General features: G+C 76.3%; 13 protein-coding genes. 5 read left to right on the plus strand and 8 right to left on the minus strand.

Features of this window, described 5'->3' with window-relative positions:
* Positions 1 to 197 precede the first annotated feature (197 nt).
* Positions 198 to 884 carry an aldo/keto reductase gene (locus tag JOD57_RS08330; protein ID WP_239568267.1) on the minus strand — a complete coding sequence of 229 codons (687 nt, stop codon included), beginning with the start codon at positions 882 to 884 and terminating at the stop codon, positions 198 to 200.
* Positions 885 to 930: 46 nt separating this feature from the next.
* Here JOD57_RS08330 and JOD57_RS08335 point away from each other — a divergent pair, with 46 nt between their 5' ends.
* Entirely contained in the window at positions 931 to 1,158 is a 228-nt protein-coding gene (locus tag JOD57_RS08335) for a hypothetical protein (protein WP_204695059.1), read from the plus strand.
* Positions 1,159 to 1,312: 154 nt separating this feature from the next.
* Here the strand turns inward: JOD57_RS08335 and JOD57_RS08340 are convergent, their stop codons facing one another.
* The 3 genes from JOD57_RS08340 to JOD57_RS08350 are packed head-to-tail and all read right to left on the minus strand — an operon-like array spanning position 1,313 to position 4,249.
* On the minus strand, positions 1,313 to 2,482 hold the full coding sequence (locus tag JOD57_RS08340; protein ID WP_204691468.1) for an acyl-CoA dehydrogenase family protein: 1,170 nt from the start codon (positions 2,480 to 2,482) through the stop codon (positions 1,313 to 1,315).
* Positions 2,483 to 2,491: 9 nt separating this feature from the next.
* Positions 2,492 to 3,040, minus strand: a complete 549-nt coding sequence (gene purE, locus JOD57_RS08345) for a 5-(carboxyamino)imidazole ribonucleotide mutase (protein ID WP_307824561.1) — start codon at positions 3,038 to 3,040, stop codon at positions 2,492 to 2,494.
* Positions 3,041 to 4,249: a 5-(carboxyamino)imidazole ribonucleotide synthase gene (locus JOD57_RS08350; protein WP_204691470.1), complete on the minus strand. Its 1,209-nt coding sequence runs from the start codon at positions 4,247 to 4,249 to the stop codon at positions 3,041 to 3,043.
* Between the two features lie 87 nt (positions 4,250 to 4,336).
* Between JOD57_RS08350 and JOD57_RS08355 the strand changes: the two genes are divergently transcribed.
* Positions 4,337 to 4,906 carry a GtrA family protein gene (locus JOD57_RS08355; RefSeq protein ID WP_204691472.1) on the plus strand — a complete coding sequence of 190 codons (570 nt, stop codon included), beginning with the start codon at positions 4,337 to 4,339 and terminating at the stop codon, positions 4,904 to 4,906.
* 42 nt (positions 4,907 to 4,948) lie between these two features.
* On the opposite strand, the gene JOD57_RS08360 is transcribed toward JOD57_RS08355, so the two are convergent.
* The 4 genes from JOD57_RS08360 to JOD57_RS08375 all read right to left on the minus strand — a co-directional run bounded on the left by JOD57_RS08360 (position 4,949) and on the right by JOD57_RS08375 (position 10,670).
* Positions 4,949 to 7,909, minus strand: coding sequence for an AAA family ATPase (locus JOD57_RS08360; RefSeq protein WP_204691474.1), 2,961 nt, complete (start codon positions 7,907 to 7,909; stop codon positions 4,949 to 4,951).
* A complete protein-coding gene (locus JOD57_RS08365) occupies positions 7,906 to 9,057 on the minus strand; it encodes an exonuclease SbcCD subunit D (RefSeq protein WP_204691476.1) in 1,152 nt (383 codons plus the stop codon). The genes JOD57_RS08360 and JOD57_RS08365 overlap by 4 nt, the downstream gene beginning before the upstream one ends.
* A 91-nt stretch (positions 9,058 to 9,148) precedes the next feature.
* Entirely contained in the window at positions 9,149 to 9,781 is a 633-nt protein-coding gene (locus JOD57_RS08370; RefSeq protein WP_204691478.1) for a PH domain-containing protein, read from the minus strand.
* A gap of 31 nt (positions 9,782 to 9,812) precedes the next feature.
* Positions 9,813 to 10,670 (minus strand): biotin--[acetyl-CoA-carboxylase] ligase, encoded by an 858-nt coding sequence (locus JOD57_RS08375; RefSeq protein WP_204691480.1) that lies wholly within the window; start codon positions 10,668 to 10,670, stop codon positions 9,813 to 9,815.
* A gap of 19 nt (positions 10,671 to 10,689) precedes the next feature.
* Between JOD57_RS08375 and JOD57_RS08380 the strand changes: the two genes are divergently transcribed.
* Genes JOD57_RS08380 through JOD57_RS08390 form a run of 3 tightly spaced genes read left to right on the plus strand, consistent with a single transcriptional unit; the run spans position 10,690 to position 13,153 of the window.
* A complete protein-coding gene (locus tag JOD57_RS08380; protein ID WP_204691482.1) occupies positions 10,690 to 12,315 on the plus strand; it encodes an acyl-CoA carboxylase subunit beta in 1,626 nt (541 codons plus the stop codon).
* On the plus strand, positions 12,312 to 12,548 hold the full coding sequence (locus JOD57_RS08385) for an acyl-CoA carboxylase subunit epsilon (protein WP_204691484.1): 237 nt from the start codon (positions 12,312 to 12,314) through the stop codon (positions 12,546 to 12,548). Before JOD57_RS08380 ends, JOD57_RS08385 begins: the two co-directional genes overlap by 4 nt.
* A complete protein-coding gene (locus tag JOD57_RS08390) occupies positions 12,545 to 13,153 on the plus strand; it encodes a Maf family protein (protein WP_204691486.1) in 609 nt (202 codons plus the stop codon). Before JOD57_RS08385 ends, JOD57_RS08390 begins: the two co-directional genes overlap by 4 nt.
* The last annotated feature ends 41 nt before the right edge of the window (positions 13,154 to 13,194 follow it).

A 13,194-nucleotide genomic window follows, 5' to 3' on the forward strand; every position in this document is an offset into this window, starting at 1 on the left:
AGCCCATGGGACGCGCGGACGTGTACAGCCAGCCCGACGCACCGGACCCGGTGCTGCCGGCCGAGCTCGTGCGGGAGCTCGCCGAGGCGCACCTGCCGACCGAGGTGCGGCTGGCCGACGGCATGGCGGTGGACGAGTCCGGCAGCGAGGCGCGCGCTGGCCGGGCCGCTCGCCGGCCGGATCCCTGCCTTCCACGGCTACGACGCGGTCGAGACCACCGCCGGCCCGGTCGAGTTCCTCGTGATGGGTCGGGTGCCCGGCTGGGCCGTCGTCACCGGGGGGCTTCCGGAGAGCGCGCGAAGCCACCTGTTGCGGGAGCTCGCCGATGTGCTGCGGGTCGTGCACGGCCTCGACGCCGGCGAGCTGCGGGCCGCCGGCACCCTGCCCACCGTGGACGGTGCCGCGGCCGTACGGAGGCTGCTCGGTGACGAACCGCTCCTGGTGCCGCTCGCGGGAGGCCCACTGGGCCTCCACGATCTGCGAGCCGGAGTACGAGGACGACCGATGTAGCGGACCTTGCCCGCCCGAACGAGATCGGTGAGCGCGCCGAGGGTCTCCTCGACGTCGGTGTCGGGGCTGGGCCGGTGCACCTGGGACAGGTCGATGTGGTCGGTCCCCAGCCGGCGCAGCGAGTTCTCGACGCGGATGATCCACCGGCGTGAGCCGCTCCGGTGGTTGGGGTCCTCGCCCATCGGCACGAAGAACTTCGTGCCCAGGACCACGTCGTCGCGGCGGCCCTGGAGCGCTTCGCCGACGATCTCCTCGGACACGCCGCCGGAGTACACATCGGCGGTGTCGACGACGTTGGTGCCGGCGTCCAGCGCCCGGTGGATGATGCGGATCGAGTCGGCGCGGTCGTCGTTGCCCCACGGGCCGAACACCATCGCCCCGAGGCACAGCGGGCTGACCTGGACACCGGTGCGGCCGAGGGTGACCGCCGATCGCGACGCCGACGGTGCCCGATCCAGTGACGAGATGCGCACCCTGCCCGGCGCCGCCCCATGGCTTCCGGATGCGGAAGGCACCTACGAGGAGAGCCGGCTCGCGGCCCTGCTCACCGACCTGCACCACCAGGCCATCTCGGAGCCGCTGCCGTTGATGGATGGTCACGAACCGGAGGGAGGTGGGCCACCGACAACAGGGGCCTCGGACAGCTAGGAGTTCGTGTGTCACACCGCCGTCACGCAGGCGCTGCACCGGAGTTCCGTCGGGTGCCGGAAGCACCTCAGCGGGTGACCGCCTCCGCACCGGCAACCGGCGTCCCCGCAGCGGCCTGTCATCGACATGACCTGCGAGAACGCCGGTCGACGTCCTACTTCAGGAGACTCCGGGCGATCACCAGGCGCTGGATCTGGTTGGTGCCCTCGTAGATCTGGGTGATCTTGGCGTCGCGCATCATGCGCTCGACCGGGAAGTCCTGCGTGTAACCGGCACCGCCGAAGAGCTGGACGGCGTCGGTGGTGACCTTCATGGCGACGTCGGAGGCGAACGCCTTGGCCGCGGCGCACAGCCGGCCCAGGTCGGGGTCGCTCTTGCCACCGGAATGGCCGGACTCGCCGCGGGCGGCGGCCACGTAGACCAGGTGCCGGGCGGCCTCGATCTGCATGGACATGTCGGCGAGCATGAACTGCACGCCCTGGAAGTCGCTGACCGCCCTGCCGAACTGCCGGCGCTCACGGGTGTACGCGACCGCGGCGTCGAGCGCGCCCTGGGCGATGCCGACGGCCTGCGCGCCGATGGTCGGGCGCGTGAAGTCCAGCGTCCGCAGCGCGGTCTTGAAGCCGGTGCCGGGCTCCCCGATGATCCGGTCGGCCGGGATGGTGCAGTCGGTGAGGTAGAGCTCGCAGGTGGGCGAGCCCTTGATGCCCATCTTCCGCTCCTTGGGGCCCACGGCGAAGCCCGGGTCGTCGCGGTGGACGACGAACGCGGAGATGCCGTTGGCCCGCTTGTCCGGGTCGGTGACGGCCATGACCGTGTACCACTCGGAGACGCCGGAGTTGGTGATCCAGGCCTTGGTGCCGTTGAGCACCCAGGTGTCGCCGTCGCGGCGGGCGCGGGTCCTCATCGAGGCGGCGTCCGAGCCCGCCTCCCGCTCGGACAGGCCGTAGCTGATCATCGCCTGGCCGGACGCGATCGTGGGCAGGACCTGCTGCTTGAGCTCTTCCGACGCCGACAGGACCACCGGCATCGAGCCGAGCTTGTTGACCGCCGGGATCAGCGAGGCGCTCGCGTCGACCCGGGCGACCTCCTCGATGACGATGCAGGTCGCCACCGCGTCGGCGCCCTCGCCCCCGTAGGCCTCCGGGATGTGGGTGGCGTGGAAGCCGGCCGCCGTCAGCGCCTTGTGCGCCTCGATCGGGTACCGCGAGTCGGCGTCGACCTCGGCGGCGTGGGGGGCGATCTCCCGCTCGGCGATGTCCCGGACGGCGGCCCGGATCGCGTCGTGCTCCTCGGTCAGTTGGTACAGCCCGCTCGTACTCACGGGTAGATGCTAGGACGTCCCAGCAGTTCCGCAGGTGTCGCCCGCGTCACCGGCCAGTCGGGCGCGCAGCGCCGCGTCGCGGGTGACGACGGAGTCGGCGAGGTCGGCCTGGAACCGCTCGACGGCGGCCCGCAGCCGCTCGTCAGAGGCGGCCAGCACGCGGACGGCGAGCAGGCCGGCGTTGCGCCCGCCGCCGATCGACACCGTCGCCACCGGCACGCCCGCGGGCATCTGCACGATCGACAGCAGGCTGTCGAGGCCGTCGAGCCGGTCGAGCGGGCGCGGGACGCCGATGACCGGCAGCGGCGTGGCGGCGGCGAGCATGCCCGGCAGGTGGGCCGCTCCCCCGGCGCCGGCGACGATCACCCGCAGGCCGCGCCCGGCCGCCGTCGTCGCGTAGTCGAGCATCCGGTGCGGGGTGCGGTGCGCGGACAGGACGTGCACCTCGTACGGGACGCCGAACTCCCCGAGCGCCTGGGCGGCCGGCTCCATCGTGGGCCAGTCGGAGTCGCTGCCCATGACGACGCCGACGAGTGCCGTGCCGGCCAGCGGGTCCACTCAGTGCTCCTCGGGGGGGAAGGCGAACGCCGGGTCGACCGCGCCGTCGGCGAGGTAGCGGGCGGCGGCGACCGCCCGGGCGCGCACCTCGTCGAGGTCCTCGCCCAGCGCGGTGACGTGGCCGAGCTTGCGGCCGGGCCGCTGGCCCTTGCCGTACCAGTGCAGCTTCACGTCGGGCCAGTGCGCCATCAGGTGGTGCACCCGCTCGTCGAGACCGGGGCCCGCCCAGCCGTCGGACGACGCCGCCCCGCCGAGCACGTTGGCCATGACGACGACCGGCGCGGCCATCGCCGTCGACCCCAGCGGGTAGTCGAGGACGGCGCGCAGGTGCTGCTCGAACTGGCTGGTGCGCGCCCCCTCGATCGTCCAGTGCCCGGAGTTGTGCGGGCGCATGGCCAGCTCGTTGACCAGCACGCCGTCGGCGGTCTGGAACAGCTCGACGGCCATCACGCCGACGACGCCCACCCGGTCGGCGATCCGCACGGCGAGCTCCTGGGCGGCGCCGGCGGTCTCCTCGTCGAGGCCGGGCGCCGGGGCGAGGACCTCGGTGTTGATCCCGTCGCGCTGCACGGTCTCCACCACCGGCCAGACGGCGACCTGGCCGAACGGCGAGCGGGCCACCAGCACGGCCAGCTCGCGGACCAGCGCCACCCGCTGCTCGACCAGCAGCGTGCCGTGCGCGGCGAGCAGGTCCGCGGCCTCCTCGGCGGCGTCGACGACGAAGACGCCCCTGCCGTCGTAGCCACCGCGCGGGGTCTTGACGACCACCGGCCAGCCGACGGCGTCGGCGAGGTCGGTGATGCCCTCCAGGGTCTGCACCTCGGCCCACTGCGGCTGGGGCTCGCCGGCCGCGGCCAGCGCGTGGCGCAGGACGAGCTTGTCCTGGGCGTGCACGAGGGCGTCCGGGCCCGGGGCGACGCGGACGCCGTCGGCGACGAGCGCGTGCAGGTGCCCGGTGGGCACGTGCTCGTGGTCGAAGGTGACGACGGTGGCGCCCTCGGCGACGGCGCGCAGGGCGTCGAGGTCGCGGTGGTCGCCGAGGCGGACGTCGGCGGCGACGAGGGCGGCGGACTCGGCGGGGTCGGTGGCCAGCACGCGCAGCGACTGGCCGAGCGCGATCGCGGCCTGGTGGGTCATCCGGGCCAGCTGCCCGCCGCCCACCATGGCGACGACGGGCAGGCCGGTCCTCGGGTCGGTCGGGGCAGGCATGGTGGGGTCACCGTATCGAGCGCCTCGGCCGCGGCCGCCGTCGCGCCGTCACACGGTGCCCGCCGCCGGTCCGTACAGTCGTCGGACGTGCCATTCCTCCCGGCGGTCCGCCGACGTGCCGGGACCACCTGGCGGCTGCTGCTCAAGGAGCTGTCGGCGTTCGGGGTCGTCGGGAGCGCCTGCTTCGTCCTCGACCTGGGCCTGTTCCAGGTGCTCTACGCGCACCTGGGCGTCGGCGCGGTCACCGCGAAGTTCCTCTCCACGGTCGTCTCCATGACCGTGGCCTACTTCGCGCACCGGCACTGGTCGTTCTCCCACCGGGCGCGGACCGGGCTGCGCCGCGAGTACTCGATCTTCGTGGCGGTCAACGGCCTGACGCTGGCGCTCGGCCTGGCCCTGGTCGCGCTGGTGCGCTACCCGCTGGGCCAGGAGGGCGCGCTCGTGCTGCAGGCCACCAACATCGCCTCGACCGCGCTCGGGACCGTCATCCGCTTCCTGGCCTACCGGCGGTGGGTCTTCGTCGCCCCCGACCACCCCGCGGCCGTGTCCGCCGACCGGAGCGCCGTCCCCGCCACCGCCGACCCGGCGGTGCGACCGGCCGGACGCGAGCCCGGGCGGGGGTACGGCGTCGCGGGGTCGGCGGTGCCCGGCCGCTGAGCAGCGGCTCCCACCGGGCTCCGGGGGGAGGAGTCCGCCGGCTCAGCCGGCCAGGCGGGAGCCGGACCGCCCGGCGACGACCTCCAGCCGGGTGGGGACGCGGGTGCGCAGCTCCTCGAGGTGGCTGATGACGCCGACCGTCCGCCCGCCGCGGCGCAGCTCGTCGAGCACGGTCATCACCGCGTCGAGCGCCTGGGCGTCGAGGGTGCCGAAGCCCTCGTCGACGAAGAGGGTGTCCATCTGCACGCCGCCGGCCTCGGCGGTGACGACATCGGCGAGCCCGAGGGCCAGCGCGAGCGAGGCCATGAAGCTCTCCCCGCCCGACAGGGTCTTGGTGGGGCGGCGGGTGCCGGTGTACTCGTCGAGGACGTCGAGGCCGAGCCCGCCGCGGGCGCCGTGCCGGCCCAGCGCGTCGCTGTGCAGGAAGGTGTAGCGCCCGCGCGACATCTCCTGCAGCCGCCGGCTGGCCACCTCGGCCACCTGCTCGAGCCGGGCGGCGAGGACGAAGGACTGCAGCCGCATCCGCAGCGTGTTGGCGCCGCGGCCGCCCACCAGGTCGGCCAGCCCCACCACCTGCTCGGTGCGGGCGCGGCGCTCGGCGAGCTCGACCTCAGCGGCGACGACGTCCCCGGCCAGCGCGTCGAGCGCGGCGGCGCAGCGGCGGGCCTGGTCGAGGGCGGTGACCGCCTCCTCGCGGCGGGCGGTGAGCTCGGCGCAGCGCGCCTGCAGCGCCGCGACGTCGGGGCGCTCGCCCAGGTCGGCGAGGTCGGGGTCGGCCAGGGTGGCGGCCAGCACCGAGCGGGCCTCGTCGTGCTCGCGCAGCCGCCGGTCGAGCGGAGCCAGCTCGCCACCGGCCAGCAGCGCCCCGGCGGCGTCGAGGACGTCGTCGAAGCCGGCGGCCGCGGCGCGCTCCCCGGCCGCGACGCGGGCGTCGTCGGCGGCGGTCCGGGCCCGGCGCTCCTCGTCGGCGGCGGCGACGGCGGCCTCGCACCGCTCGGCCTCGCCGGTCAGCCGGGTGGTGCGGGCGCGCAGGTCGGCGTCCTCGCCGCGCGCGGTGTCGAGCCGGGCGGTCAGCTCCGCCAGGGTGTCGGCGCGGGTGGCGCGCCCGGCGGTGCACCGCTGCAGCGCCTCGCGGTCGGCGGCCAGCGCGGCGACGGCGGCGTCGCGGCGGTCCTCGGCGGCGGTCAGCGCCCGGCGCGCCTCCTCGAGCGTCCCGGCCAGCCCGGCGACCTCCACCCGCTCCGCGCGGGCGCGGGCGGCCAGGTCGGCGAGCTCCTCGGCCGGCCGCTCCCCCGCCCGCTCGCGCAGGACGGCGAGCTCCCGCTCGTGCTCCTCGACGACGCGGCCGGCCGCGGCGCGCCGCTCGTCGGCCGCGTCGACGGCGGTGCGGGCGCGTTCCTCGTCGTCGGCGGTGACGCCCGCGCCGGCCGGGAGGGCGGGCCGCGGGTGCTCGGTCGAGCCGCACACCGGGCAGTCGGCGCCCTCGGTGAGACCGGCGGCCAGCTCGGCGGCCATGCCCTCGAGGCGGGCGGTGCGCACCTCGACCAGCCGCTCCCGGGTCCCGAGCCAGGCCAGCCGGGCGGCGTCGGCGTCGGCGCGGGCCCGCTCGAGCCGGCCGGCGACGGCGGTGGCGCGGGTGGCGGCGTCGAGCGCGGCCCGGGCGGACTCCTCCGCCGCGACGACCCCGGGCAGCCGTGCCGCGGCGGCCCGCGCCGTGTCGAGCCGGGCCTGGGCGGCGGCCACGCGGGCCGGCTCCTCCTCCACGGCCCGGGCACCGTCGGCGCAGCGGGCGGTGAGCCGCTCGGCGTCCCGGGCCAGGCGGGCGACCTCGGCGGCCAGCTCCGTGGCCCGGCCGGCCTCGGGCAGCAGGGCACGGGCCGCCGCGGCGGCGTCGCGCAGCTCCCGGGCGACGGCCGGGTACGCGTCGCGCCCGCCGGACACCTCCGCCCAGGCGGCCGCGGCGTGCTCGCGGGCGGCCGTGGCCCGCTCGGCGGCCAGCGCCGTGCGCCCGGCGGCCTCGAGCACGTCGCGCAGCGCCTCGGCGCGCCGGCCCCTGTCGGCCCGTGCCCGCAGCGGGGTGAGCTCGGGCTCGCGCGCGGTCAGCCGCTCCAGGTCGGCGCGGGCGCGGTCCCGGCGGGCGTGCCGGTCGGCCAGCGCCCGCGCGGCGGCCAGCTCGGCGTCGACCCGGGCGCTCCGCGCGGCCGCGGCGTCGGCCTCGGCGGCGGCACCGGTCCGCCGCTCGGCCGCCCGGGCGCGCACACCGCGCACCCACGTCCCCACCGAGGCGCCGGGGTGCGCGCCGACCAGTTCGGGTGCGAGCTCCTCGGGCACCTCGACGTCGGCGATCTGGGCCACCCGGTGCAGCAGCGTGCTCACCCGGTGCCGGTCGGCCCGCAGCGCGTCCTCCGCGGCCCGCCGCTCGCCGGCCAGCCACTCCTCCGCGCGGGCGAACCGGTCGACGTCGAACAGCGTGCGCAGCAGCGTGCCGCGGTCCTCGGGCTCGGCGCGCAGGAAGCGGGCGAAGTCGCCCTGCGGCAGCAGCACCACCTGGCAGAACTGCTCGGCCGACAGGCCCAGGCGCACCCGCAGGTACTCCGAGCCCTCGTCGATGCGGGTGCTCACCGGCTGCCAGCCCCCGTCGGCCCACCGCTGCACCAGCAGGCGCGCCTGCTCGGTGGTCTCGCCGGCGCCGCGCTTCTTGGGGCGGGTCTGCTCCGGGCGGCGCGCGACCAGCAGCCGCTCGCCGGCGAGGGTGAGCTCGCAGGAGACCTCGGTGCGGGTGCCGGCGTCGGCGTGGTCGCTGCGCAGCCGCCGCGCCTCGCCGCGGGCACCGGGGACGGTGCCGTAGAGGGCGAACACCACGGCGTCGAGCAGGGTCGTCTTGCCCGCGCCGGTCGGGCCCCACAGCAGGAACAGCCCGTCGCGGGCGACGTCGTCGACGTCGACGGTCTCCGTCCCGGCGAACGGGCCGAAGGCGGTGATGCTCAGGGAGTGCAGCCTCACCGGGTCAGCTCCTCGCGGGCCGCCGCGCCGAGCGCCCGGGCCAGCAGGTCCCGCTCGGCCGGGGTGGTCCCCACCCCGCCGCGGACGTGGGACACGAATTCCCCGGCGACGTCGAGGTCGCCGCGGCCGCGCAGCCGCTCCTGGTAGCTGCGCCCGTCGCCGGCGCCCGCGCCGCCGGTCCACTCCAGGTGCACGCAGTGGGGGAAGCGCGCGCGCAGCCGGCGCATCGGGTCGGGCGGGCGGACGTCGTCGGTCAGCCGGACGGACACGAACGCCTCCTCCGCGGCGGCGTGCGCGGGGTCGTCGAGCAGCGCGTCGAGCGTGCCGGTGAGCACCGTCAGCGGCCGGGGCACCGGCAGGGGGACGGCGCGGACGCCGGCCAGCCCGGCGCCGTCGAGGTCGACCAGCCAGGCCTGCTTGTCCTGCCCGGCCTCGCCGAAGGAGTACGGCAGCGGCGAGCCGCTGTAGCGCAGCCGGTCGGTGAGCGTCTGCGGCCGGTGCAGGTGGCCCAGCGCGACGTAGTCGACGCCGTCGAACACCGACGCCGGCACCACCTCGACCCCACCGACGCAGATGTCGCGCTCGCTGTCGCTGGCCACGCCCCCGCCGACGAAGGCGTGCGCGAGCACCACCGAGCGGGTGCCCGGGCGGCGGGCCAGGTCGGCGCGCACGCGGTCCATCGCCGCCCGCAGCACCGCCTCGTGGCTGCGGGCCTCCGGCAGGCCCAACTCGTGGCGGGCGATCTCCGGCTCGAGGTAGGGCAGCCCGTAGACGGCGACCCCGCCGTGCGCGTCGGCCAGCAGCACCGGCTCGTCGAGGCGGGCGGTGGCGGCGCGCACGTGCAGGCCGGCCTGGGTCAGCAGGCCCGAGAAGGTGCCGAGCCGGCGGGCGGAGTCGTGGTTGCCCGGGGTGAGCACGACGGCGGCCCCGGCGTCGAGCAGGTGCTCCACCACCCGGTCGAGCACCGCCGTCGCGTCGGCCGAGGGGACCGCCCGGTCGTAGACGTCCCCGGCGACGACGACGGCGTCCACACCCTCCGCGGTGACGACGCCGGCCAGGCCCGACAGCACCGCCTCCTGCTCGGCGAGCAGGTCGGCGCCGTGCAGCGACCGCCCGATGTGCCAGTCGGAGGTGTGCAGCAGCCGCATGGTGGCGGACGGTAGGTCGGGGTGCCGACAGAACCGGCCAGGCTCGCCGTGACCGATCGGTCACACCGTCCGGTCCGACGACACGGCCCGGTCAGTAGGGGGAGGTGGAGTGGCGGCGGGTGCGGTGCCAGCCGGAGGTCCAGCCGCCGTCCGGGTCGGCGTCGGCCGGGTCGCCGAAGGGGTCGGCGCCGTACGGGTCGCCCGGACGGGGCCCACCGGCCGCGTGCGCCCGGCGGTCCTCGTCCTCCTCGACCAGGTGGTGCAGCAGCCCGGCCGTCCCCTCGACGTCGGGGACCCGCTCGAGCACGAGGGGGCCGCCGTCGCCGGCCGACTCGACGGTCAGCGTCCCGGAGCGGACCAGCCGCTGCCGCAGCGTCTGCCGGAAGGAGACGTCGGTGATGCGCGACAGCGCCACGTCCCGCCCGCGACGCGAGCGGACGCCCTCGCGCGACAGCAGCCGGTGCGTCGTCAGGACGTGGTGGGTGGTGCGCCAGCGCAGCACCGGCCCGGCGACCAGGACCGCGAGCGCCACCAGGGCGACCGCGAGCAGGAGCAGGCGCAGTGACCCCTGCTGAGGGCCCGGCGGGACCAGCGCGGCGAGGTAGGACCCGGCACCGACGACGACGAGGGCGCGGACGACCGGCCAGAACAGCGTCGTCCAGTGCGGGTGCAGGTGGCGGACGACCTCCTCGTCGTCGGCGAGGAGCCTGTCGGGGTAGGGCACCGCGCCAGGATGACCGAGCGCGGGCCGGCCGTCAGGTTCCGCGCGGGCGTGTCCGGACGTGCTGGACGTCGCCGCTGGCCAGCTCGACGGTGCCGGCGGCGGTGCGCAGCAGGAGGCGGCCGTCCCAGTCGACGGAGGTGGCGGTACCCGACAGCGTCGAGCCGTCGGGCAGGGTCACGGTGACCTCCGCGCCGACGGTGGAGCACCAGGCCAGGTAGTCACCGGCCAGGCCGGTGGCGACCGGGTCGCCCAGCGCGGCGGTCCAGGCGAGGTAGCGCCGCTCGAGCGCGCGCAGGTAGGCCAGCAGGACCGGCGCCCGGTCGACGTCGGCACCGGTCACCCGCGACAGCGAGGTGCCGGTGGGCGGCAGCTCCTCGGCGCGGGTGGAGACGTTGAGCCCGGCGCCCACCACCACCGCGGTGCCGGCGACCTCGGCCAGGATGCCGGCGAGCTTGGCGCCGTCGGCGGCGAGCAGGTCGTTGGGCCACTTCAGCGAGGTGCGCACGCCGGCGACTTCCCCCACCGCCTCGGCCAGCGCGATCCCGGTGAGCAGGGGCAGCCAGCCGCGGCGGGCGGCCGGGACGTCGGGGCGCAGCAGCACCGAGACGGTCAGCCCCGCCCGCGGCGGGGAGGACCAGGTGCGGGCCAGCCGGCCGCGCCCGGCGGCCTGGTGCTCGGCGACCAGCACGACACCCTCGGGTGCGACCCCCTCCTCGTCGGGGTCCCCGGCGGCCCGCTCGGCGAGGACGGCGTTGGTCGAGCCGACCTCCTCGACCACCTCGAGCGAGCGCCACAGCCGGCTGTCGCGGACGAGGGCCGCCTCGAGCGCGCGACCGTCGAGCGGCGGGCGGTCGAGCTCCGACCAGCGGGCGGAGGGCGCGTCGGGCACTCCCCTACGCTACGGCCCCGTGAGTGCGGCTGAACTGGAGAGCGCCGGCGAGACCGTCCCCGGCGACGTCGACGTCCACACGACCGCCGGGAAGCTGGCGGACTTCGAGCGCCGCGTCCAGGAGGCCACCCACGCGGGGTCCGAGCGGGCGGTCGAGAAGCAGCACGCGGCGGGCAAGATGACCGCCCGCGAGCGCATCGAGGCGCTGCTGGACCCGGGCTCGTTCACCGAGCTCGACGAGTTCGCCCGGCACCGCTCCACGACCTTCGGCATGGAGGCCAAGCGGCCCTTCGGCGACGGCGTCGTCACCGGCTACGGGACCGTCGACGGCCGGCCGGTCTGCGTGTTCTCCCAGGACGTCACCGTCTTCGGCGGCAGCCTCGGCGAGGTCTACGGCGAGAAGATCACCAAGGTCCTCGACCTGGCGATCCGCAACGGCTGCCCGGTCATCGGCATCAACGAGGGCGGCGGCGCGCGCATCCAGGAGGGTGTGGTCTCCCTCGGCCTCTACGGCGAGATCTTCCGGCGCAACGTGCACGCCTCCGGCGTCATCCCGCAGATCTCGCTGGTCATGGGGGCCGCGGCCGGCGGGCACGTCTACTCCCCCGCGCTCACCGACTTCGTCGTGATGGTCGACCAGACCAGCCAGATGTTCATCACCGGCCCCGACGTGGTGAAGACCGTGACCGGCGAGGACGTCACGCTCGAGGAGCTCGGCGGCGCCCGCACGCACAACACGAAGTCCGGTGTGGCGCACCACCTCGCCGAGGACGAGGCCGACGCCCTCGACTACGTCAAGGCGCTGCTGTCCTACCTGCCGAGCAACAACCTCGACCCGCTGCCGGCCGTCGAGGTCGCCCCGGCCGACACCACGCAGGGCGGCGTCACCGACGACGACCGCGAGCTCGACACCTTCGTGCCGGACTCGGCCAACACGCCCTACGACATGCACACCGTCGTCGAGCACGTCCTCGACGACGGCGAGTTCCTCGAGGTGCAGCCGCTGTTCGCGCCCAACATCGTCGTCGGCTTCGGCCGGGTCGAGGGGCGGCCCGTCGGCGTCGTGGCCAACCAGCCCACCCAGTTCGCCGGCACGCTGGACATCGACGCCAGCGAGAAGGCGGCCCGGTTCGTGCGCACCTGCGACGCCTTCAACATCCCGGTGCTGACCTTCGTCGACGTCCCCGGGTTCCTGCCCGGGACCTCCCAGGAGTGGGAGGGGATCATCCGCCGCGGCGCGAAGCTGATCTACGCCTACGCCGAGGCGACCGTCCCGAAGATCACGGTGATCACCCGCAAGGCCTACGGCGGCGCCTACGACGTCATGGGGTCCAAGCACCTCGGCGCCGACCTCAACCTCGCCTGGCCGACGGCGCAGATCGCCGTCATGGGCGCGCAGGGCGCGGTGAACATCCTCTACCGGCGCGAGCTCGCCGACGCCGCCGACCCCGATGCCCGCCGCGCCGAGCTCGTCACCGAGTACGAGGACGCGCTGCTCTCGCCCTACGTCGCGGCCGACCGCGGGTACGTCGACCAGGTGATCCGGCCGTCGGAGACCCGCATCGAGGTGACCAAGGGGCTGCGCCTGCTCGCCAACAAGCGGCAGACGCTGCCGCCGAAGAAGCACGGGAACATCCCGCTGTGACGACGTCGTCGCCCTCGGGGCAGACCCGGCAGCGCCCCCTCCTGCGGGTCGTCAGGGGCGAGCCGACCGCCGAGGAGCTCGCCGCGCTGACCGTCGTCGTGGCCGCGCTGTCGCAGCACCGGCCGCGCCGCCGTCCGGTGCCGGTGGGCGCCTGGGCCTCCGCCGCCGACGCGCACCGCCGTCCGCTGCAGCCCGGCCCCGGCGGCTGGCGCGCCTCCGGGCGGTTCGCGTGAGCGTGGCCCGCCGGCTCGTCCTGGCGTCCGCGTCGCCCGCGCGACTGGCCCTGCTGCGCCAGGCCGGCCTGGCCCCCGACGTCGTGGTGAGCGACGTCGACGAGTCGGTGGTGCGCGCACCGCGGGTCGCCGAGCGGGTCGCCCTGCTGGCCGCGGCCAAGGCCGGCGCCGTCGCCCGGCGCGAGACCGACGCCCTCGTGGTCGGCGCCGACTCGCTGCTGGAGTTCCGCGGGCAGGCGATGGGCAAGCCGGCCGACGCCGCCGAGGCTCGCGAGCGCTGGCGGCGGATGGCGGGCCGCTCCGGGGTGCTGCACACCGGCCAGGCGCTGTTCGACGTGCACGACGGCTCGGTCGCGTCACGCGACGTCGTCGTCACGTCGACCGTCGTGCACTTCGCCAGCCCGAGCGCGGCCGAGGTCGACGCCTACGTCGCCACCGGCGAGCCGCTGGCGGTGGCCGGGGCCTTCACCCTCGACGGGCTCGGCGCCCCGTTCGTGCGCCGGGTCGAGGGCGACCCGGCGTCGGTCGTCGGGCTGTCCCTGGCCGCGCTGCGCGAGCAGCTCGGCCGGCGCGGCCTGGCGGTCACCGACCTCTGGCGGCGCTGAGCCCCCGCAGTCGTCCGTCCGCCCGCGCGTGGGACGGGTGG

The sequence above is a fragment of the Geodermatophilus bullaregiensis genome, assembly GCF_016907675.1.
Taxonomy (GTDB): domain Bacteria; phylum Actinomycetota; class Actinomycetes; order Mycobacteriales; family Geodermatophilaceae; genus Geodermatophilus; species Geodermatophilus bullaregiensis.